This is a genomic window from Kosakonia sp. MH5 (assembly GCF_009935945.1).
Classification (GTDB): domain Bacteria; phylum Pseudomonadota; class Gammaproteobacteria; order Enterobacterales; family Enterobacteriaceae; genus Kosakonia; species Kosakonia radicincitans.
In genome coordinates this window covers 167,320-188,937 of record NZ_QODH01000004.1, presented here as the reverse complement: position 1 = coordinate 188,937, position 21,618 = coordinate 167,320, and the positions used below count along the sequence as shown (strand labels likewise).

17 protein-coding genes and 1 pseudogene are annotated in these 21,618 nt (G+C 56.3%); 14 read left to right on the top strand and 4 right to left on the bottom strand.

Annotated elements, in window-relative coordinates; genetic code table 11:
- Positions 1-26 precede the first annotated feature (26 nt).
- Entirely contained in the window at positions 27-1,136 is a 1,110-nt protein-coding gene (locus tag DK872_RS13170; protein WP_007369623.1) for a phosphoserine transaminase, read from the top strand.
- Between the two features lie 44 nt (positions 1,137-1,180).
- Here the strand turns inward: DK872_RS13170 and DK872_RS13165 are convergent, their stop codons facing one another.
- Positions 1,181-1,885: a GNAT family N-acetyltransferase gene (locus DK872_RS13165; RefSeq protein WP_007369624.1), complete on the bottom strand. Its 705-nt coding sequence runs from the start codon at positions 1,883-1,885 to the stop codon at positions 1,181-1,183.
- Positions 1,886-2,408: 523 nt separating this feature from the next.
- Here DK872_RS13165 and DK872_RS13160 point away from each other — a divergent pair.
- The 9 genes from DK872_RS13160 to DK872_RS13120 all read left to right on the top strand — a co-directional run bounded on the left by DK872_RS13160 (position 2,409) and on the right by DK872_RS13120 (position 13,244).
- Positions 2,409-4,331, top strand: coding sequence for a type VI secretion system Vgr family protein (locus tag DK872_RS13160; RefSeq protein WP_161518429.1), 1,923 nt, complete (start codon positions 2,409-2,411; stop codon positions 4,329-4,331).
- Entirely contained in the window at positions 4,331-4,744 is a 414-nt protein-coding gene (locus DK872_RS13155; RefSeq protein WP_071921661.1) for a DcrB-related protein, read from the top strand. Before DK872_RS13160 ends, DK872_RS13155 begins: the two co-directional genes overlap by 1 nt.
- A 3-nt stretch (positions 4,745-4,747) precedes the next feature.
- Positions 4,748-9,277, top strand: coding sequence for an RHS repeat-associated core domain-containing protein (locus tag DK872_RS13150; RefSeq protein WP_161518428.1), 4,530 nt, complete (start codon positions 4,748-4,750; stop codon positions 9,275-9,277).
- Positions 9,274-9,900: an imm11 family protein gene (locus DK872_RS13145; protein WP_071921659.1), complete on the top strand. Its 627-nt coding sequence runs from the start codon at positions 9,274-9,276 to the stop codon at positions 9,898-9,900. The genes DK872_RS13150 and DK872_RS13145 overlap by 4 nt, the downstream gene beginning before the upstream one ends.
- Before the next feature lie 147 nt (positions 9,901-10,047).
- A complete protein-coding gene (locus tag DK872_RS13140) occupies positions 10,048-10,311 on the top strand; it encodes an RHS domain-containing protein (protein ID WP_071921658.1) in 264 nt (87 codons plus the stop codon).
- 38 nt (positions 10,312-10,349) lie between these two features.
- Positions 10,350-10,505, top strand: a complete 156-nt coding sequence (locus DK872_RS13135; RefSeq protein WP_161518427.1) for a hypothetical protein — start codon at positions 10,350-10,352, stop codon at positions 10,503-10,505.
- A 41-nt stretch (positions 10,506-10,546) separates the two neighbouring features.
- Positions 10,547-11,026, top strand: a complete 480-nt coding sequence (locus tag DK872_RS13130) for a hypothetical protein (protein WP_236946367.1) — start codon at positions 10,547-10,549, stop codon at positions 11,024-11,026.
- A gap of 142 nt (positions 11,027-11,168) precedes the next feature.
- Positions 11,169-12,146 carry an AEC family transporter gene (locus DK872_RS13125; protein WP_007369632.1) on the top strand — a complete coding sequence of 326 codons (978 nt, stop codon included), beginning with the start codon at positions 11,169-11,171 and terminating at the stop codon, positions 12,144-12,146.
- Positions 12,147-12,245: 99 nt separating this feature from the next.
- Entirely contained in the window at positions 12,246-13,244 is a 999-nt protein-coding gene (locus DK872_RS13120; RefSeq protein WP_071921657.1) for a bifunctional helix-turn-helix transcriptional regulator/GNAT family N-acetyltransferase, read from the top strand.
- Positions 13,245-13,279: 35 nt separating this feature from the next.
- Here DK872_RS13120 and DK872_RS13115 read toward each other — a convergent pair whose 3' ends face one another.
- Entirely contained in the window at positions 13,280-14,074 is a 795-nt protein-coding gene (locus DK872_RS13115) for an SDR family NAD(P)-dependent oxidoreductase (RefSeq protein WP_007369634.1), read from the bottom strand.
- A 220-nt stretch (positions 14,075-14,294) separates the two neighbouring features.
- On the opposite strand from DK872_RS13115, the gene DK872_RS13110 reads away from it, so the two are divergent.
- The 4 genes and pseudogenes from DK872_RS13110 to DK872_RS13095 all read left to right on the top strand — a co-directional run bounded on the left by DK872_RS13110 (position 14,295) and on the right by DK872_RS13095 (position 19,147).
- On the top strand, positions 14,295-15,188 hold the full coding sequence (locus tag DK872_RS13110) for an ABC transporter substrate-binding protein (protein WP_035886702.1): 894 nt from the start codon (positions 14,295-14,297) through the stop codon (positions 15,186-15,188).
- Positions 15,188-16,114, top strand: a complete 927-nt coding sequence (locus tag DK872_RS13105) for an amino acid ABC transporter permease (protein ID WP_007369636.1) — start codon at positions 15,188-15,190, stop codon at positions 16,112-16,114. The genes DK872_RS13110 and DK872_RS13105 overlap by 1 nt, the downstream gene beginning before the upstream one ends.
- Entirely contained in the window at positions 16,107-16,868 is a 762-nt protein-coding gene (locus DK872_RS13100) for an amino acid ABC transporter ATP-binding protein (RefSeq protein WP_007369637.1), read from the top strand. Before DK872_RS13105 ends, DK872_RS13100 begins: the two co-directional genes overlap by 8 nt.
- A gap of 2 nt (positions 16,869-16,870) precedes the next feature.
- Positions 16,871-19,147: pseudogene (locus DK872_RS13095) on the top strand (molybdopterin-dependent oxidoreductase).
- Here the strand turns inward: DK872_RS13095 and DK872_RS13090 are convergent.
- On the bottom strand, positions 19,144-20,466 hold the full coding sequence (locus DK872_RS13090; protein ID WP_161518426.1) for an MmgE/PrpD family protein: 1,323 nt from the start codon (positions 20,464-20,466) through the stop codon (positions 19,144-19,146). The pseudogene DK872_RS13095 and the gene DK872_RS13090 overlap by 4 nt on opposite strands.
- A complete protein-coding gene (locus tag DK872_RS13085) occupies positions 20,463-21,608 on the bottom strand; it encodes an amidohydrolase (RefSeq protein ID WP_161518425.1) in 1,146 nt (381 codons plus the stop codon). The genes DK872_RS13090 and DK872_RS13085 overlap by 4 nt, the downstream gene beginning before the upstream one ends.
- Between the last annotated feature and the right edge of the window lie 10 nt (positions 21,609-21,618).

The window sequence follows — 21,618 nt, the reverse complement described above, 5'->3', positions numbered from 1 at the left end:
ACGATAACTATGACTCAGGAAATAACATGTCATTAAATCCTAACAACACCCTTAATTTCTCCGGCGGGCCGGGCGCATTACCTGACGTCGTATTAAACCAGGTACAGCAGGCTATTATTAATGTCCCGGAAGTGGGCCTGTCGATTCTGGGTATCAGCCATCGCTCCGCATGGTTCGAAAATGTGGTTCGCGAAACCGAAAATAATATTCGCACCCTGCTGGGACTGCCTGCGGATTATCACATTCTGTTTTTACAGGGCGGCGCAACGCAGCAATTCTCGATGGTGCCAATGACCATGCTGCGCGGCAAAAAGCACCCGGCTGAGTATTTCGATACCGGTTACTGGAGCCGCAAAGTGATCACCGAAGCAATGCGCGAAGGGCCGGTACGCGTGATCTGGAGCGGTGAAAAAGAGGGCTACCGTCGTCTGCCGACCGACGAAGAGCTGGATTTCTCCCCGGACGCGCCTTACATCCACTATGTTTCCAACGAAACGGTAGAAGGCTTACAGTTCGATCGCGTGCTGGGCCGTGATGATGTGCCACGCGTTTGCGATATGTCTTCTGATTTTCTCTCCAAACCGTGCGATGCCGGTAAATTCTCGCTGATTTATGCCCACGCGCAGAAAAACATCGGCCCGGCGGGCGTGACCATCGTACTGGTTCGCGACAGTGTGGTGCAAAACGGCCCGACTAACCTGCCAGCGTTTCTTGATTATCGTCGCCAGGTGGAAGCGCACTCTAACCTGAATACACCGCCGGTATTCGCCATTTACGTGGTGATGCTGGTGACCCGCTGGTTGCTGAATGATATTGGCGGTCTGGAAAACATGGCGCGCATCAACCAGCAGAAATCGGCGCTGCTCTACAGCACCATTGATAACAGCGACGGTTTCTATCGTAACTGGGGCGATGCGGCCTTCCGTTCAGATATGAACGCCGCGTTTACACTGCCGACGGCGGCGCTGGAGGATAAATTCCTGCAGGAAGCGGAGCTGGCGGGTTTCTCTGGTCTGACGGGACACCGCGCGATCGGCGGCATCCGTGCCTCGATCTATAACGCGCTGACGCTTGGTGCAGTGGAAAAACTGAGCAACTTTATGGACGATTTCCGTTTCAAACAGCACGGAAAATAAGCCCTAAAGCCATGCGTTGCGCGGTAAGCCAACGCATGGCAACCTCAGTAGCGGCGAAACGACGCCAGCTTGTGCAACTGGCGGCTGCGGTCGTCGAAGTTATCTGCGCGCAGCCAGCCAGTTATCATTGACGAGATCGCCGGCCATTCCCGTAAGGTAATCGAGAACACCGAAATATCCGTCAGATGGCCTTTGCGAATTCGCTTATCCCTTAATACGCCTTCTTTCACAAAACCAATTCGTTCTGCCGACTTAATCGCTTCCGTATTATAACTGCTGGTGCGCCATTCACAGCGGCGGTATTTTAATTGATCAAAGAAATAAGCCAGAACCAAATAAAGGCTTTCGGTGCTGATGCGCGTCCTTTTCATTAATGGCGTCCAGTTAACGCCGCCAATATCGAAGGAGCCATTCTCCGGATCAAATTTACCGGCATAAAATATCCCTTTTATTTGCTGATCGGCTTTATCCTGTACGGCATAATAAATTCTTTCTTTGTGTGTAGACAGATTTCTTAAATAGGAATAACAGGCCGTCATATCCTTTGGCCTGACATCCTCAAGGTAGGTCCAGTCGCGATCGTCGTCGATACTCTGCCATTCCGGGAAGAGGTCTTCGGCGTGATCAACCGCCAGTGGAACAACGTTACAGTATTGACCAGCAAGAGCGACTTTCTCGGGCATCGCCCGTTTTGTCCATTCCGAAAATTCCTGACCAATACGTTGTCCATACTGATTATACGTTTCCATTATTCCCTCCAGTTTAGTACTGATTTAATCCTGCTTAACGACCATTAAATGGGTATTAAATATTCGTAGGGTCTATGCCTTGGGCATATAATGGCTTAATTTGATATAAGTAAAAAATAAGGATGCGATAGTAATGAAAACGTTATACCGTGTTTCCGGTCGGCTGTCTCATCTTTAATGTTAAAGTGCGAGAATAGGCGAGAAAACGTTATCACCGGTATAGTTTTATCTGTGGTAAATAACACCTGTATGACATGTTTCCGCGTGAATAAATGTCATAAAAATTTCGTATAAGTATTATTTCCAGATTGTGCTACGTGGCTAACCCTCTAAAAATTGGCGGGTTTTCTGGTTTTTAGATACCTGATTAGGACTATTCCTGGCATTTCTCGCGCCGAAAAATCAGACAATAACGTCCTTTTACATTTACAGAAATTGTGCGGTAGCGTGTCAATTATTCTGTAACGTTAAACTTACAGGCGAAGCCCGGAGCGGCTTGCGTCGTTATGTCAGGATTCGATTTATGAGCAATCGTATTACTGTTCAGTTACCCGTCGAAGGACTGCTTTTCTGGAAATTTTCAGGTCGTGAGGCGTTATCCGAGGCGTTTGCATTCAACCTGCAATTGCTGGGCACCGACGCGCGCATGGATCGCAGCCAGTTGCTCGGCAAAGCGGTCACCGTTACCGTGCCCACGCAATCGCTTTCCGGCTCCCGCTACTTCAACGGCAAAATTACCCGCGTCGCAGTCAGCGCGGTGGAACTGAGCGGGACACGCTACGCCGTCTATCAGCTTACCGTCGAGCCGGATCTGTGGCCAATGAAACGCGACCGTAACCTGCGCATCTTCCAGGGGCAGACGGTGCCACAAATCGTCAAAACCCTGCTTGGCGAATACCAGGTCAATCTGGAAGATAAGCTGAGCGGCAGTTACCGCGTCTGGGAGTATTGCGTTCAGTACCAGGAGAGCAGCTTCGATTTCCTCAGCCGCCTGATGGAGCTGGAAGGGATTGCTTACCACTTTAAGCATGAAGCAGATAAACACACGCTGGTGCTGACCGACGCCGCTACGCAACATCAACCCTTCAGCGGCTATGAAACCATTCCTTATCACCAGACGCCGTCCGGCGGCAGCACGGATGAAGAGGGCATCAGCCAGTGGGCGCTGGAAGACAGCGTCACGCCGGGCATCTACAGCCTTGACGATTATGATTTCCGCAAGCCGAATGCATGGCTGTTCCAGGCGCGGCAAAACCCTTCATCGCCACAGCCGGGCAGCATTGACGTTTACGACTGGCCAGGGCGTTTTGTCGAACATGGCCACGGCGAGTTTTATGCCCGCATCCGCCAGGAACGCTGGCAGGTGGAACATCAGCAAATCGAAGGCACCGCCACGGCGATCGGCATCGTGCCGGGCAGCACTTTCCAGTTGACCAACGCCGCGTTTTTCAATGATAACGGCGAATATCTGGTAACCGCCGCGCATTACAACTTTGAAGAGAACCGCTATGCCAGCGGTGCGGATAGCCAGACGGTGCACCGCATTGATTTCAGCGTCATTCCCTCCTCGGTGGTCTTCCGCCCCGCGCAGCAAACCGCCTGGCCGCGAACTTATGGCCCACAAACCGCGCGCGTCGTCGGTCCGCAGGGCGAAAGCATCTGGACGGACAAATATGGCCGGGTGAAGGTGAAGTTTCACTGGGATCGACTGGCGAAGGGCGACGACACCAGCTCCTGCTGGGTGCGCGTCTCCAGCGCCTGGGCGGGCCAGGGTTTTGGCGGGATGCAAATTCCGCGCGTCGGCGATGAAGTGGTGATCGACTTTATCAACGGCGACCCGGACAGGCCAATCATCACCGGGCGCGTCTATAACGAAGCCAGTATGCCGCCGTGGGCGCTGCCCGCCGCCGCGACGCAAATGGGCTTCCTCAGCCGTTCGAAAGATGGCTCAGTCGATAACGCCAACGCCCTGCGCTTTGAAGATAAAGCCGGGGAAGAGCAGGTGTGGATTCAGGCCGAGCGCAATCTTGATACCAACGTGAAAAACGACGAAACGCATACCGTTGGCGGTTCGCAGACCGTTAATGTGACGCGGGATTACACCGGCGCGGTGGCGGGATCGCATACCCAGGCCACGCAACTGGCGCATGAACAACTGGTCGGCGGCGGTTTTACCCAAAAAGTGCAGGGCGCGCTGGTGCAGGCTTCCGACAGCGGCATCATGCTGGTGGCGGGCAAATCGGTGCTGACGCTTGGCGCTAACGGCACGGTTTCACTGCAATGCCTGAACTTCAGCATTGATGCGCTGAGCAATGGTGAAATCAACACCGGCGGAACGCTGGATCTGAATATTACGCGGCCAGAGAGCCTGCCGACTGTCGAGCCGACGCCGGAACAAATTCAGGCCGCGGTAAAAGCCGCATTTAATCAAGGGACGGATAAATAATGGCGACATTTACACTCTCAGAAGGCGTGCTGGCGCTGCCGGGCGCGTATCAGGATCACAGCATCAACGTGCTGAAATTCAAAGAACAGGGCGCAACGCTTGTCATCACCCGCGCGTGGGATATCAAACCCGGCGAGGAAGAGAATTTCCTCCAGCAACAGTTGGCGAAAGTGAAGCGCAGCATGAAAAAGGTGGTGCTGGACGAGGTGCAGGATAGCGTCATCGGCGGGCTGCCCGCCCGTGAGGTCGCACTGCGTTTTGAAAATCAACACGTCACGGTGTATGAAAAACTCGCCGTCGCTCGCGTGGAAGATCACCTGATGGCGTTCACGCTCAGCCGTGTCGCCCCGTTTGATGCTGATGCAGAGGCGTTCTGGACGGCGGTAAAAAGCGGTGTGCAGCCGGGGGCGTAACGGATGACGGATTACCTTGCAGCGCGCATTGATGACCCGCTGATCCATAGCTCTGCGCTGGCAGATTTTGTCGGCGGATTAGTGGAAGGGGCGATTGTCGCCGCGATCTTTATTGCCGCTACCACGCCTATCGGTATCGTCGTCGCCGGTGTGGCGGTGGCTGGCTTGATGTTCAGCGGCGCGCTGGAGAGCGTGGGCAATGCGGCGGGAAAACTCGTCGATAGCCTGATAGACCCTGGGCCTCCCGATGCGCAAATTATCTCTGGTTCGGATAACGTGCTGATCATGGGCAAAAAGGCGGCACGTGCCGCTGGCACCGTCGATCGCGATTATCTGAACGCGACCGCTTCTGCGGACGAGAGCAGCTTCGACTGGGCCGGGTTCGGCATGATGGCGCTGGCGGGCGTCGCCGCAACGCTGAAAACGGCGCTGATGCCGGGCGAAGCGCTGATGGCGATGGCTGAACGCGCCAGCAAGCTGACCCTCGACGATGTCAAACAGTGGGGAAAAAACACCTGGAACGACCTGACGCAGCCGCTGGTGGAGAGCGCCAGCCCGTATGCGTCTCCCGCGCCGCACGATAACGTGGCCTGCAAAAAAGGCCATATGGTTACCAGCAGCAACTTTATCGCCCAGGGTTCAAAAGCGGTGCTGATCAACAACCAGCCCGCTGCCCGCAATGGTCACCTCAGCACCTGCGAAGCGGAAATCAAAGTCAGCGAAAACCCGCGCGTGCGTATCGGTGGCGACACCATCACCGTGCGCGATATCCACAGCGGTAAAAACCAACTGGCTTACCTCGCGGGCAACCTGCTTGGCAGCGCGGTCGTGGCGATTATCCCCTCGCTTATCAAGATGGGCTGTAACCGGCTGATCGTGAACCGCCTGATGCGGGAAATTATCTGTCCGCTTGGCGCTTATGTTGCCTCGGCGGGCGTGATGCCGGTACTGGCGGCAGCAGTAAACACCGTACACCCGGTCAATATCCTTACCGGCGCGAAAATCCTCAGCAAAGAAGAGGATCTCGATTTCGTGCTGCCGGACAGAATGCCGCTTTACTGGCAGCGCATTTACCACAGCCGCAACCTGTCAACCGGCATGCTCGGCACCGGCTGGATGCTACCGTTTGAAACCCGCCTTTACCGGCAAGCGGATAATCAGCTGATATTCCTCGATATGACTGGCCGCGAGCTGGGCATGGGAAATGTGCAGCCGGGCGACATGATCGATTACCAGGAAGATGGCATTAAGCTGTTCTGTAGCCCGAACGGGGCGATGGTCATTCAGCAAAATGACGGCGAGCACCAGTTGTACGAACCGGACCCAACGCGTCCCGGCGAGTGGCGCATTCAGCGCATTTATGACCGCCATGAAAACGTACAGCACTTTAGCTGGAACGAGCGCGGGCAACTGGCGCGCATCTCCGGCGATAACGAGGCGCTGGACGTTGAGCTGGAGTATGACGCGCTTTCCGGCCGCCTGTGCGCGGTTTATCAGGCGTACGATGGCGCGCGCCATCTGTTGGTCTCTTACCGTTTTAACGAGCAGGGGCAATTGATCGCCGTCACCGACGCCGACGGCATCGTCACCCGCCAGTTCGGCTGGGATCAGGCCAGCGAGATGATGGCCTGGCATGCCTACGCCACCGGGCTGAAAGTGCAGTACCAGTGGCGGCCCGACGCCAACTCGCGGCACTGGCGCGTTGAGGCGTATCAGGTGCTTGATGATCGTGGCGAGGTGCTGGAACGCTGGCGTATCGATGCCGATGAAACACAGCGTCGCGCGCGCGTCAGCAACGACGAAGGCGTCTCAAGCGAACATCACTGGGATGAACTGTTTCGCATCACCGCTTACACCGATCTGCACGGCGGCAAATGGCAATTTCGCTGGGCGGGCAACACTGAACAACTGCTGGCAATGGTGCAGCCGGACGGCGCGAGCTGGGAATATGCATGGGATGCGCGCGGCAATCTGACCATGGAGCGCGATCCGCTGGGCCGCACGACGCTGACCAGCTGGCATCCGCTGTACGCCTTCCCGTTGAAAGAAGTACTGCCCGATGGCGCAATCTGGCAGTACGAATACAACGTTGCGGGCGATGTGGTGAAACTGACCGATCCGGAAGGTGGCGTAACGCGCTTTGAGTGGAACGCGCAGGGCGATCTGCTGCGGCGCATTGATGCGCTGGAGAACAGCCATCGCTTCTGGTGGGACGCGCTCGGCCAGCTTATCCGTGAAGAAGATTGTTCCGGCTATCAGAGTCGCAACCAGTATGACGCTTCCGGCAAACTGATTAGCACCACCGATCCGCTCGGCAACAGCGAACGCTATATCTGGAGCCCGGCAGGCCGTCTGCAAACCTGGATCCGCGCCGACGGGCGAGAAACCCTGTTCAGCTATAACCACGCCGGGTTGCTGTGCGGGCAGAACATTGATGGCCTGCTGGAGCGTAAAGTGACGCTCAATGCGCGCGGCCAGGTGATTGAGGCTATCGATCCCGCCGGGCAGGTGACGCGTTTTCGCTTCAACCGCGCGGGCCGCCTGGTGACGCTGACCAACGCTAACAACCAGCAATGGCGCTTTGACTATACGCCTGAAGGCTTGCTGACCCGCCAGCACGATTACGCCGGTCGGCAGACGGAGTATCAGTACAACGCCATGCAGCAGGTGGCGACGCTGGTGCGTCATCCCGCCAGCGGTAGCGGTTTGTCGCCGCTGGTGACGAATTATGAATACGATGCGATCGGCCGCATGGTTGTGCGGGAAACCGAGCAACACCGCACCGAGTATCGCTACAACGCCCTGACTACCGAAATTCACTGCTTCCCGTACAGAGCGTGGCGGCAGGCGATGATCGACCAGCGCGAGCCGGAGAATGGCGAAGTGGTGGTTTTCCGCCGCAATAAACTCGGCGATCTGGTGGGGGAAGAGAACCATTCCGGCGCGTATCTGCATCAGTACGATGCATTAAGCAATCTCAGCGCGACCACTTTCCCGGACGGGCGGCAGTTGCAGTATCTGCGCTACGGTACCGGGCATTTGTTGGAGATGCAGCTTGCCGTTGGCGGGAATACGCTGCCGGTTGCCAGTTACCAGCGTGACAAACTGCACCGGGAGGCCCGACGCACCACGGGTGCGGTGGAGCTGGAAACGCACTACGACATCGCCGGGCGCATCAGCCAGCGGCGCTGCGTTGATAATGTGCGCCAGAGGCTGGTGTTTGAGCGCCGCTACCAGTGGGATCGGGCCGATCAGATCATCCGCCAGATGTACACCGATGGCGCGCCGTCGACGCCTGCGGATAAATATCGCCAGTCGCTGTGGGGATACGATGCAGCAGGTCGCATGACGCAGAGTATTCAGCCTTCTGGAGAAGAGCGTTTCTGGTATGACGCGGCAGACAACCGCACAACAGCGGATTTGCCGCCAGTCTGGGACAACCTGCTAAAACGCCTCGACGGCGTGCGCCGCGAATATGACGGCTTCGGGCGCATGACGGAACGCCACGATACGCATCGCGGTATCGTGCAGCGCTTCAGTTATGACGATGAGCAGCGCATCAGCCAGGTCCTCATTGAAGGCGACGCGGAGTTCAGCAAAGCGGAATACCGTTACGACGCACTGGGCCGCCGCACGGAGAAACAGGTGTGGCGACGGCACAGCCGCACGCCGGAACGCACGCAGTACGCATGGTCCGGGCTGCAAATGGTGGGCGAAACTGGCGACCGCGAGCCGGAAGCCGCCGTGCAGTATATCTACACGGAAAACAGCTACGAGCCGCTGGCGCGCGTCGACAGCCGCCAGCAGTACGCGGAAATTTACTGGTATCACAGCGAAATCAACGGGCTGCCGCAATCGGTCACCGACAGTAACGGCGATATCGTCTGGCGCGGCGCGTTCAGCGCATGGGGACGCACGGAGCGGGAAAACGACGCGCTGAGGTGGGACACCCCACAAAACCTGCGCTTCCAGGGACAGTATCTCGACCGCGAAACCGGGCTGCACTACAACACGTTCCGCTACTATGACCCGACCGGTGGCTGCTACACCCAGATGGACCCGATAGGGTTGCTGGGTGGGTTGAATACGTATACCTATGTTGGCGATCCCTTAGCATGGATTGACCCTTTGGGACTTAGTAGCTGTGTGTTAGGGCGTAATATGGGAGCACGGAGTGGTGATGGCATGGCGAACCATCACCTTATTCCGGAAGAATTGATAAAAGATAAAAACTTTAAACCAATTTTTGAAAGGCTTCGAAAAATTGGTTGGAATGGCGATGGCGCTTCAAATGGCATTTTCTTACCTGGCTCTCAAGATCTGGCAGGGAAGATAGGACTCCCTGGCCACTGGTCTAATCACAATCAGTATACCGCTGCTGTTAGAGGCCGATTAACTCAACTTGCAAGTCAGGCCAGCAGAATGAGTGATACTCAACTGGCATTAGGCGTAAAAAACATCCAGGATTGGGCAAGCAAAGGTCTTGAGTCTGGCATGTTTAAAATTGATCCGAATACCGGGAGATTACTATGAGTAATACAACTGAACAATTTTATGTTATGGAATATTTACCAGATGATGTTGGTTCTCCGTATTTTATGGATAAAGAGTGGGACCCGGAATTACCGGATTATGATATTTTTACAGCGCCGCCAAAATCCACTGATTTTTCTCCGGCATATCGTTTAAAAGCGAGTGCTACACAATTAGATGGCGATTTTTTGATTAGTGATAATCTGGTCTCTTTTGATTTTCTTAGACTGTGTGAAGAATATTTGGTACATAGCATACATATCCCAGTTGATATCTCACTCCTTAGAAAGAAAAAACCTGGAAAAGAGTATTATTTATTTTTCTTGCTGGACTATATTGAGATTCTCGATCGAGAAAAGTCTGACTATACGATTTCTCAGGATGTTGAGTCAGGTTTGCTGAATACCCCGGAATCTCGTGGGCTTGATAAAACGTATTATGATACAATTGATTTGTTTATTGTAAAAAAAGAAATAAAAAACAATCTCTTTTTCTGTCAGGAATTATCAAAGCCAGTATGCTCCTGGTCTTTTAAAGAAAAATTTGAAATGCTGGGTTTAAAAGGAGTTGACTTTAAATCTATTGACGAAAATTTCAAATATGATGCCTGGGCTGGCTGGTGATAATTAAAAATAATGCCTGAAAAGCTCGATGGTTATAACGATAGCCTTCGGGCTTTATTAAACATACCAGAGCATTAACAAGGCGATGCGGAGTTCAGCAAAGCGGAATACCGTTACGACGCGCTGGGCCGCCGCACGGAGAAACAGGTGTGGCGACGGCACAGCCGCACGCCGGAACGCACGCAGTACGCATGGTCCGGGCTGCAAATGGTGGGCGAAACTGGCGACCGCGACCCGGAAGCCGCCGTGCCGTATATCTACACGGAAAACAGCTACGAGCCGCTGGCGCGCGTCGACAGCCGCCAGCAGTATGCAGAAATTTACTGGTATCACAGCGAAATCAACGGGCTGCCGCAATCGGTCACCGACAGTAACGGCGATATCGTCTGGCGCGGCGCGTTCAGCGCATAAAATCTATAAATGTTAAAGATTCAGCAGCACTGACCTGGATGACCTATCCTGATATGCCAGAAGTGGGTAAAAGATGGAAAGAAAATAATGCATTCTTTAAATCTGAAGACGACCAAATAAATATCGGCCCAGGAAAAGGTAAAACGTTAGATATATTCAATAATGGCATTCAGAGTTTTGAAAGGTTAAATTAACATAAATGATACCTGAAAAGAAAAAATTGATTGTGTCGTTAATGAAAAACGATATTGACTTTTCACGATTTCTTAATAAATTCAATGAGGCGCATGGAGAACTAGATATATGCAACGAACTTATTTTAGCCCGTGAAGCGAAGGATGGTGAATTCGTTGATCTATTGCTATATCTTGCTGCTGTGGTAAGTTATGAATTCAAATGCATTGATGTCTTAAATGATTTGATTACAGATGATTGGCATGAAAAGCATGAAGAATTGGTTAGACTATTGGATTTTTATAAGAGTGCGTCAAGTGTAAATTCTCTATATTACGCAGCATTATTAAAGCTCAGTTATCGTGATTATGATGAAGATTTCGTGTTGGCAGATAAATGTATAAGAACCTTGGCAAAAATAAATAATAAAGATGCTATTGAAAAATTAAAGTTACTTAGTGCCGCTAATAATGATGCAATAAGTAATAGCGCGAAGAAACAATTAAAAAAGTTGGGAGTAATTGTAAGCCCCCCGTTTTAGTTCCACATCCTTTTTTGAGATTTCCAGGCGCAAGCCATTTCTCACAAAACGGGCGTCAGGCAAGCAGACGTACGCAAAACCATCCCCTATACTGCGGAAAACAAAGAGAAAATCACTTTTATCAATATCAACAGGGTAAGGGATGGATACAGCTGAATTTTTCGGCCAGCTTGTGCAGCAACTTTTGCTCTCTGCGCCGCTCTTTTTACTGATTGCACTGGGATACTCGCTGGGGCGCTTTGCCGGCTGGCCGGAATCGGTCAATGAGGGGTTAAACCGCTTCTGCTTTAACGTGGCGATCCCCTGTATGTTGTTCAAAGTAATGAGTAAATTCTACGAAAGCCCGGCGGTGGATGTGCGGTTGCTGATTGCTTATTTCGGCACTTGCTTTGTGATCTACGTTATCGGGCGGATTCTGGCGAAAGGCATATTTCGCCTGGATTCGGTTTCTGCCTCGGTGTTTGGCCTTGCGGGCATCTTCTCTAACAACGTGATGCTCGGCATTCCTGTCGCGGTGATCCTGCTTGGCCCGGCGAGCCTCGCTTCGGTGGCGCTGGTTTTAGTGTTTAACAGCCTGATCCTGTGGACGCTGGTCACCGTGTCGGTGGAGTGGGCGCAGAACGGCAGCTTCTCGCTGCGCGGGATTGGCAAAACGCTGCTCAGCGTACTGCGTAACCCGATTATCATCGGCATTTTCACCGGTTTTGCCTGGAGCTTTCTGCTGCATCGCCCGGTGCCTGGCTTCCTCGATAGCCCGGTCAGCATGGTGGCGCAGGTGGCCGCGCCGCTGACGCTCATCACCCTCGGCATGAGCCTGTCGCGCTATCAAATCCGCAAAGGGCTGCGCGAAAGCGGCGCTATCTGCCTGTTGAAGCTGATCCTGATGCCGGGGCTGATTTGGGCGATAGCGTATCTGCTGCATCTGCCGCGTCAGGAAAGCCAGGTGGTGGTGCTGTTAGGCTCAATGGCGGTGGGGATCAATGTCTATCTGATGGCGCAAAAGTTCCAGGTATTGCAGGGCGCAACGGCAACCAGCATGCTGCTTTCCACGCTGTTCTCTACCGTAACGACGCCGCTGTGTATGATTTTGATGGCACATTTCTACCCCAACTGGCCCTGAAGATTCTCTCTCTTTCGCCTTCTGGACTTGAATTCATTTGCCGTATGTATGTATATATAATGATTTATATAAGTCATTATATATTTCTGCGGGTGACTAATGGATATTCTCTCTGATATGCCTTACGCCTTTCTCGGTAGCCGGTTAAAACGGCTGGCCGAGCAGTTGCAGGCGGAAGCCAGTGTATTGGTACAAAATACCGGGATTCATGTACCGGCCGGGTTGTACCCGGTTTTGCTGGCGCTCCATCGCCAGCCTGGTTTGACGATTGGCGAACTGGCCCGCTGTTCGCGGGTTAGCCAGCCTGCGATGACCAGCAGTATCAACCGCCTGATCCACGCTGGGTTAGTCACCCGTCAGAGTGACGGTGAAGATCGACGAAAATCGTTTATTCGCTTAACGGACGAGGGGACAAACGCCATTGTGCGGGGTGAAGAGATGGCATGGCCGCTGCTGGGCAAAGTCGTTCAGGAGCTGACGGCAGGCCTTTCGGGCAACTTTATCGAGCAGATCACGCAGCTTGAAAAACGCCTTGCCGAGCGCCCGTTGCCGGTTCGTGGCGCGCGTTACACCAAACTCGATGTTCGCCCCGTGAGGGAAGACGAAATCGCCGATGTCGTCAAATTACTGAACCGCGCTTACCGCAGCGGTGGCGAAGAAGCTGGCTGGACAACCGAAGCGGGTTTACTGGATGGCGATCGCATTAGCGAGCAAACGCTACGTGAAGAGCTGGCGAGCAAACCACAGGCGACGTTGCTGGTCTGGAAAACCGCCAGCGGCATTGATGGCTGTGTCTGGGTAGAGCCGCAGCAGGACGGCGTGTGGTATCTCGGATCGCTGGCGATTTCTCCGTCGCAGCAGAATGCGCAGTATGGCCGACGCCTGCTGGAAGCGGCGGAACAGTGGTGTCAGGCGCGCGGCGGGAAACGTATCCTGATGACGGTGTTGCAGGTGCGGGAGTCGCTGCTGGTCTGGTATCTGCGTCGCGGCTATCGCCGCACCGGGGAAACCGAGCCGTTTCCGGTGGATGATACCCGGTTTGGCATTCCGACCCGGCCCGGTCTGCTGTTCGAAGTACTGGTGAAAACGCTTAATTGAAACAGTGGCTGCCCGGGTTGAGGGCAGCCACCGGCTCAGACAATATCGTCCACCACGCCGCCATCAACGCGCAGCGCCGCGCCGGAAGTGGCCGAAGCCTGTTTCGAACAGACGTAAACCACCATGTTTGCTACCTCTTCGACGGTGGCCGCGCGCTGGATCACCGAGCTCGGGCGGTGTGCCATCACAAACTCTTTCGCCAGCGTTTCCAGCGATTTACCGGTTTTCTCGATCTCGTCTTTCATCATATCGGCAAAACCGTCCGACATCGTCGGCCCCGGCAGCACGCTGTTAACCGTCACACCGCTACCGGCGACGAATTTTGCCAGCCCGCGCGCCAGCGAGAGCTGCGCAGTTTTCGTCACCCCGTAATGAATCATATCCGCCGGAATATTCAGCGCCGATTCCGAAGAGATAAACACCACGCGGCCCCAGCCTTTTTTCACCATGCCCGGCAGCAGCGCGCGGGAAAGGCGCACGCCGGACATCACGTTGGTCTGCCAGTATTTTTCCCAGGTTTCATCATCGGTAGCGTAAAAATCCTGCGGGCCGTAAATCCCGGCGTTATTAACCAGAATGTCGGCTTCCGCCACCGCTTTCAGCAGTGTTTCCACGCCCTGCGCCGAACCGAGATCGGCAATCGCCGTGCGCAGACGCGCGCCCGGCACCTGCTTTGTCAGCGCCTCTTTCGCCTTATTGACCGACCCTTCGCTGCGTCCATTCAGGATCACTTCCGCACCGCTCTGTGCCAGACCTTTCGCAATTGCAAAGCCGATCCCGCCCGTTGAGGCGGTGACCAGCGCGACTTTATCGTGCAGCTCAATCTTCATCGTCCGCTCCTTGCCAGTTGGATTTTACAAATAACTAAGGCTAGCACCTGCGCCGCAGAACCGTTGTCAATTGTTGCGCCATTACGCGTGGAGGCTGGCTTATGCCATTCCTGGCATTGCTTTTCCGGTTTTATTCGTTCCCTCGTTTTCAGCGCTCTACCAGAATGGATTGTACAAAATATATTGGTTTTTTTGCTCATTTCAGGGGACCGACAAACAGATGAATAAATACGGCATATTTTCCCTTCTCCTCGCAATAAGCGGCGTGCAGCAGGCCAATGCGGCGGAAGAGAGTGTACCCGCGCATCCGACATTTACGATTCAGGCGGACAAAACATTAAACGCAAAATTACCCGCCGATATTGCAAAGCGTGGTTATATTATTGCCGGTACCAATCCAAATACGCCGCCAACCACGTTTTATCAGGAAGATAATAAAACGCTGGCCGGGCGTGAAATCGATATTATGACCGCCGTTGCCGAACGTCTCGGCGTGAAAGTGCAATGGCACGATACCGGCGGTTTCGACAATATTATTCCGGGGCTGAAATCAGGCCGCTACGATGTGGCGCTCGCCAATATTAACGCCACGCAAAAACGCCTGGAGCAGGTTGATTTTGTCAGTTATTACGACGCCTCGCGCTTAGGCATTATTTCCCGCCAGGATGCCAATATTCCCGCCTTCACCGAACTCACCCAGGTGTGCGGCAAAGAGATTGGTGCCGGGGCTGGCACTACGCAAATCAACCGCCTGAACGAAGGCAGCAAAGCGTGTGAAGCGCAGGGTAAACCGCCGATTAAAGTCGCCGTCTTCCCGGATCGCCCGGCAGGTGTGCAGGCGGTGGTCAGCGGCCGCGTGCCGATGTTCTTTGGCCCTTACGAAGGCCTGACCTGGCAGGTCAGCAAAGTGAAACCGCTGACCATGAGCGGGCAAATCAGCGTTAACGATGCACCGGTTTCTATCGCCTTCCCGAAAGGTTCCGGGCTGGAAGAGGCCGTTCAGGCCGCGCTCAACTCCTTGATCAAAGATGGCTCTTACCAGAAGATCCTCGACCACTGGTCGATCGGTTTTGGCGCGGTAAAAGAGTCCAAACGTAACGAAGAGATTTTCTAATGGCGCACACCACCGCTTCACAATCGCAGGATGAACTGCGCATCATCGGAAAACGCTACTACGGGCGCTGGTTCAGCGCCCTGTTCGTTTTGCTGCTGCTGGCAGGGCTGCTGCACTCTGTTTTCAATAACCCGCGTTTTGAGTGGGGCGTAGTGGCGCAAAGCTTCACCGAAGAGTCCATCCTCAGCGGCGTGCTGATGACGTTGCAACTGACCGCCATTTCGGTGGTGCTCGGCTTTGCCGGCGGCACTGTGCTGGCGCTGATGCGCCTTTCATCGAATCCGGTGCTGGTCGCTGTTAGCTGGGGCTATACATGGTTTTTCCGTGGCGTGCCGATGCTGGTGCAACTGTTCCTCTGGTACAACATTGCGGCGCTCTATCCAACGATTTCAGTAACCTTGCCAGGGATTGGCGAACTCTACAGTTCTCCGGCGAACGCGCTGATAAGCCCGTTCAGCGCGGCGGTCATTGCGCTGGTGATGCACCAGTCGGCCTATGCGGCGGAGATTATTCGTGCCGGAATTCAGAGCGTCGGCAACGGCCAACTGGAAGCCGCGCGGGCGCTCGGCTATTCGCGCGGGCAGATTTTCCGCCATACCGTACTGCCGCAGGCGATGCGTGCCATTCTGCCGCCTGCCGGTAACGAAGTGATTGGCCAGCTCAAAACCACCGCTGTGGTGTCGGTGATCTCCTTGCAGGACGTGCTTTACTCGGCGCAAATCATCTACCAGCGCACCTATGAAGTGATCCCGCTGTTGCTGGTGGCAACGGCATGGTATCTGCTGCTCACCTCGGTGTTGTCGGTCGGGCAGTTCTATGTTGAGCGCTACTTCTCGCGCGGCGTGAAACGCGTGGAAGCAAAAGTCTGGTTTGCCCGTAAGCTGCCGGTTTATCTGTTGAATGCCAGGAGAGTGAGCAATGGCTGAAGCCATCGAATTACGCAACATTACCAAACGCTTCTCCGGGCAGACGGTGGTCGATAGTGTTGATCTGGATGTCGATGCCGGTTCGGTTACCGTGATCCTCGGCCCGTCGGGTTCCGGGAAATCCACGCTGCTGCGCTGCATTAACCATCTGGAAAAGCTCGATGCGGGCACCATACGTATCGGCGGGGAGCTGGTGGGCTATGAACAAAAAGGCCAGGCGCTGTTTGAAGTTAGCGACAGTAAAATCGCCCGCCAGCGCAGCCGCATTGGCATGGTGTTCCAGCAATTTAATCTGTTCCCGCATCGCACGGTGCTGCAAAACATTATCGACGCGCCGATCCGCGTGAAGAAACAGCCGCGCGCGCAGGCGGTGGCGAAAGCGCGCTTGCTGTTGCAGCAAGTGGGGCTGGCGGGGCGGGAAAACGACTGGCCGCAACAGCTTTCCGGCGGTCAGCAGCAGCGTGTGGCGATTGCCAGAGCGCTGGCGATGGACCCGGAAGTGATGCTGTTTGATGAGCCGACATCGGCGCTGGATCCGGAACTGGTGGGCGAAGTATTGCAGGTGATCAAAGCACTGGCGCACTCCGGCATCACAATGGTCATTGTCACCCACGAGATTGGTTTTGCCCGCGAAGTGGCCGACAACATCGTCTTTATGGAGGCAGGCAAAATCATCGCTTCCGGCCCGGCGCGCCAGTTGCTGGAGAATAACGCCAACGCCCGCGTCAGCCATTTCCTCTCTACGGTGTTGTAATTATGGCTTCTGTTACCCACAGCTCGCACTGGGGGGCATTCACCGCCTCCGATAGCGGCGACGAACTGTAGATTACGCCGTTTCCCGGCGATCCCGATCCCAGCCCGCTGCTGGAAAACCTTGCTGATACGCTGCGCCACCCGGCGCGTGTCACGCAGCCGATGGTACGTAAAGGCTGGCTGGAGAACGGCCCTGGCCCGGATGCGCGCCGCGGCGCAGATGAGTACATCGCTATTAGCTGGGAGCAGGCGCTGGATCTGGCGGCCAGTGAATTGAAACGTGTGGCGGATAATTTTGGCCCGCAGGCGGTGTTCGGCGGCTCTTACGGCTGGTCGAGCGCCGGGCGTTTTCACCATGCGCAAAGCCAGCTTCATCGCTTTCTCAACACCACTATCGGCGGTTATGTGCGCTCGGTGTGGTCGTACAGCTCCGCCGCTGCCTGCGTCATTCTGCCGCACATTGTTGCTCCGCAGGATGAGATCGCCCGGCGCGGCGTAAGTTGGCGCGAGATCGCCGAACACAGCGATATCGTGCTGGCGTTCGGCGGGCTGGCGCTGAAAAACTCGCAGGTCGCCAGCGGTGGAATGAGTGAACATACCGAGCGCGGCTATATGCGCCAGGCCGCCGCGCGTGGCGCGACGTTTATCTCCGTCAGCCCGCTGCGCAGCGACTTACCGCAGGAGGCTGCGGGTGAGTGGCTGCCGGTACGTCCGGGCACCGATGCGGCCTTGATCCTCGCGCTGCTTCACACGTTGTGGCGCGAAGGGCTGAGCGATGAAGCATTTCTTGCCCGTTACTGCACTGGCTGGCCGATGCTGGTGGCTTCGTTATCCGGTGAACAGGATGGCACGGTGCGCGATGCTGCATGGGCAGAAGCCATTTGCGGCGTACCGGCGGAAAAGATTGTCGCGCTGGCACGGCGTCTGCACGGAAAACGGGTGCTGGTGACGGTCGCCCACTCCCTGCAACGGGCGCAATACGGCGAGCAGCCGGTATGGCTGGGCCTGGTGCTGGCCGCCGCCCTGGGGCAACCCGGTCTGCCCGGCGGCGGATACGCCTATGCGCTGGGGGCGCTGGGGCATTACGGTAAAGCGTTTAACCGCGTCTCGTTTCCTGCACTACCGCAGGGCGCCAACGGCGTGGAGGATCTTATTCCGGTGGCGCGCATTGCCGATATGCTGCTCAATCCCGGCGAGCCGTTCGACTTCAACGGCGTGCGTCGCCGTTATCCACACATTAAATTAGCGTGGTGGGCGGGCGGTAATCCGTTCCATCACCATCAGGATCTGGCGCGGCTGCGCCATGCGTTTTGCCAGTTGGATACCTTAATCGTTCATGAGCACAGCCTGACGGCCACGGCCCGCCATGCGGATCTGATTTTGCCCGCCACCATGACGCTGGAGCGTGAAGATATCGGCGGCGCACCGACCGATCGCTATCTGTTCGCCATGCACCCGGTGGCGCAGCCGTGGGGACATGCGCGGGATGACTTTGCTATTTTCCGCGATATTGCCGCCCGTCTGGGGCGTGAAGAGGCGTTTACCGAAGGCCGGACGGTGCGCGAGTGGTTACAACATCTGTACGGTCAGATGCAGGAGAAACTGACGCAGGAAGGGGTCTCCACGCCCGCGTTTGACGATTTCTGGCGGGAAGGCATATTGCAACTGCCGCAGGTGGACGACGGCGGGCGGCTGATGCGCCGCTTCCGCGCCGATCCTGATGCGCATCCGCTACCGACGCCGGACGGGAAAATCCAGATCTACTCGGCGACCATTGCCAGTTTTAATTATCCGGATTGCCCCGGTCTGCCGGTGTGGCTGACGCCGGACGAGCAGCCCGACGCGCAGCATCCGCTTTGGTTGATCGCCAATCAACCCGCCACCCGCCTGCACAGCCAGCTTGATTACGGGCGACACAGCGCACAGCACAAAAAGCAGGGTAAAGAGGTGTGTACGATGCACCCGATAGACGCCGCCGCGCGTGGTATTGATGAGGGCGCGATTGTGATGCTGCATAACACGCGCGGTGCGGTACTGGCCGCGGTGCGGATTGCCGACGATATTATGCCCGGCGTCGTCCAGCTTCCGACAGGCGCCTGGTACGATCCCGTCGACCCGCTGGCGCAGCGTCCACTGTGCCGCCACGGCAACCCCAACGTGTTAACGCGCGATATCGGCACTTCATCATTAGGTCAGGGGTGCAGCGGACAGATCACCGTGGTGCAGGTTTCCCTCTTTACCGGCGATGTCGGCGAAGTGCAGGCCTTTGCGCCGCTCTAAACCAGCAGCAGCGCCTGTAATGCCGGTAACGCCTGCGCGTTTTCCAGACGCGTTAGCACGAGCCAGTGTTCGCGGGTGGTATCATCCACCTGCGGCAGGCAGCGCCGCAGCTTCTCCGTTAAATCCACTCCCTGCGCCAGTAACTGCTGGCGCGTGGCGTGCGCGGTAAACTGCGCGCCGGAGCGGGTGGTTAAAGTCAGGCGATGAAAACGCGCTGACGGGTTAAGGGCATCGGGCGGAGCGCTGTTATCCGGTGTACGGATGATGCGGGCCGCCAGCCCGGCGGTGCGGGTTTTCACTGTACCGGGCCCGAAGCTGCCGAGCGGTAAATCCTTTTCCAGCAAGCATTCTGCAATCACATGTTCCAGGCTGAAACGGGCTTCAACACCGTTCGTGGGTGCGCGAATAAACGCCGCCACATCGCCGCCGGGCGGAAAGGCCACCGCAATCTGTTCCACCTCAGCAAATAACTGTTCGACGGAAAATCCCGCCGCCAGCCACTGCGCTCGCAGATCCAGCGCGGCCAGCGCCGCGCCGTGGGTGCCGCTGCAGGTCGGCCAGGGTTTGAATTCCAGCCCCGGCGTGATAATGCGCCAGGGCGCGCCCCAGCCTGCGGTCAGTTTTGCCGGATCGGCCGTCGCCGGGCTATAGGCGGCGAGAAAACCTGCCAGCGCGCCGTTGGTTTTCGCTTCCACGCCATGCTGTGTCAACTGCACGGCGGTCACCGCCGCTCTTGCTGCCAGCCCGGCGTGCAGCGGTTTGATATCAGCGCCGAACTGCACACGCAGCCCGGCGGCCTGGCTTGCGGCAATCGCGAGGATATTTGCCGTCTGCGCTGCGCTGGCGTTAATCAGCCGTGCGCAGGCGGCGGCTGCAGCCAGCGCGCCCAGCGTGCCGGTATTGTGAAACCCCTGCACATAATGGCCGCTGCCCACTGCCAGCCCGAGGCGACCCGCCATCTCGACCCCCAGCACAAATGCATCGAGAAAACGTGACCCCTCCGTTATATCGTCTGCCGCCGACAACGCCAGCAGCGCCGGGAGGATAACCGTTCCGACGTGGCCGCGAAAATCCGGATGAAAATCATCAAAATCCAGCGCATGCCCGCTGTAGCCCAGACGCAATGCGCGTGACTGGGCATCCTGCCCCGGCCAAATCTTGCGTAACGCCAGCAGCGTGGTGTCGGGCAGCGTGCCGTTCACCAGCGGCAGCGCGACGGCAAAGAAATCGAGTACGCCGCGTCGCGCCTGCTCCCGCGCGTTATCGTCGGGTTGCGCGTCAACAATCAGCCGCGCAACGGCCTGGGTCAGTTCGCTCATTCGGCCGCCTTTTTTAGCGCCTGCACGGCCAGGTTTGCCAACCATTGCGACGTCGGGAACAGCGCCGCGTCATCAACGCGGAATTGCGGGTGGTGCAGGGCATAAGGGCCGCCGGAACCGATCATGATGAACGCGCCGGGCAGATGCTGTTGGTAAAACGCGAAGTCTTCGCCGATCGGGTTGGCGGCAATACGCCGGGCGTCAAAACCGCTCTGGCGTCCGGTTTCCAGCGCCAGATCAACCCACGTTTCGCTGTTGACCACCGACGGCGGTCCGGGCTGCCAGTCGAGAGCGATTTGCGCGTTAAACGCCGTGCCCAACCCGGAGAGTACATCGCGCAGGCGCTGCTCGATTTGCTCGCGCACCTTCTGACTAAAGGTACGCACAGTACCTTCCAGCCAGGCGCTGTCGGGGATTACGTTCCAGGTGCTGCCGCTGTGAACCTGGGTAATCGACAGCACGGCATTTTCCTCTGAGGGAACATTGCGGCTGATTAAGGTTTGCAGCGTGGTGATAAGCTGCCCGGCAATCACCACCGGATCATTGCCTTCGTGCGGCCGCGCGGCGTGGCTGCCGGTGCCGGTAATATCAATGCGGAAACGGTCAACCCCGGCGGTCAGCGCCCCGGCTTTGCTGCCCATTACCCCGACCGGCAGCGCCGGATCGTTGTGAATACCAAAAATGGCCGTTGCGCCATCCAGCGCGCCGGCGGCAATTACTGCTGGCGCACCCTGGCCCGTCTCTTCCGCCGGTTGAAACAGAATGCGCACCCGGCCCGGGAGTTCGGCTTCCTGCGCTTTTAACAAAATGGCTGCGCCGAGCGCGCTGGCGCTGTGGAAGTCGTGGCCGCAGGCATGCATCACGCCGGGATGTTCAGAGCTGAATGGCACACCGGATTTTTCGTCAATCGGCAGCGCATCGATGTCGGCACGTAGCACCACCAGCGGGCCAGGCTGCTGGCCGCCCAGTTCAACGACCAGCCCGGTGGCTAAATCCAGCGGCAGAATATGAATCCGGTGTTTTTCCAGCGCGGCGCGCAGGCGGGCGGTGGTGGCGAACTCCTGGTTAGAGAGTTCAGGGAATCGGTGTAATTCATGGCGAAAGTCGGTCAGCCAGCCGGATAATGCAGCGATATCAGTCATAGGGTTACTC

Coding starts and splice junctions, on each gene's coding strand:
- DK872_RS13155 (WP_071921661.1), top strand. CDS start 4,331: ATGGCGACATTTACACTCTCAGAAGGCGTGCTGGCGCTGCCGGGCGCG.
- DK872_RS13090 (WP_161518426.1), bottom strand. CDS start 20,466: ATGAGCGAACTGACCCAGGCCGTTGCGCGGCTGATTGTTGACGCGCAA.
- DK872_RS13135 (WP_161518427.1), top strand. CDS start 10,350: ATGACCTATCCTGATATGCCAGAAGTGGGTAAAAGATGGAAAGAAAAT.
- DK872_RS13130 (WP_236946367.1), top strand. CDS start 10,547: ATGAAAAACGATATTGACTTTTCACGATTTCTTAATAAATTCAATGAG.
- DK872_RS13165 (WP_007369624.1), bottom strand. CDS start 1,885: ATGGAAACGTATAATCAGTATGGACAACGTATTGGTCAGGAATTTTCG.
- DK872_RS13170 (WP_007369623.1), top strand. CDS start 27: ATGTCATTAAATCCTAACAACACCCTTAATTTCTCCGGCGGGCCGGGC.
- DK872_RS13105 (WP_007369636.1), top strand. CDS start 15,188: ATGGCGCACACCACCGCTTCACAATCGCAGGATGAACTGCGCATCATC.
- DK872_RS13150 (WP_161518428.1), top strand. CDS start 4,748: ATGACGGATTACCTTGCAGCGCGCATTGATGACCCGCTGATCCATAGC.
- DK872_RS13085 (WP_161518425.1), bottom strand. CDS start 21,608: ATGACTGATATCGCTGCATTATCCGGCTGGCTGACCGACTTTCGCCAT.
- DK872_RS13145 (WP_071921659.1), top strand. CDS start 9,274: ATGAGTAATACAACTGAACAATTTTATGTTATGGAATATTTACCAGAT.
- DK872_RS13100 (WP_007369637.1), top strand. CDS start 16,107: ATGGCTGAAGCCATCGAATTACGCAACATTACCAAACGCTTCTCCGGG.
- DK872_RS13120 (WP_071921657.1), top strand. CDS start 12,246: ATGGATATTCTCTCTGATATGCCTTACGCCTTTCTCGGTAGCCGGTTA.
- DK872_RS13160 (WP_161518429.1), top strand. CDS start 2,409: ATGAGCAATCGTATTACTGTTCAGTTACCCGTCGAAGGACTGCTTTTC.
- DK872_RS13125 (WP_007369632.1), top strand. CDS start 11,169: ATGGATACAGCTGAATTTTTCGGCCAGCTTGTGCAGCAACTTTTGCTC.
- DK872_RS13115 (WP_007369634.1), bottom strand. CDS start 14,074: ATGAAGATTGAGCTGCACGATAAAGTCGCGCTGGTCACCGCCTCAACG.
- DK872_RS13110 (WP_035886702.1), top strand. CDS start 14,295: ATGAATAAATACGGCATATTTTCCCTTCTCCTCGCAATAAGCGGCGTG.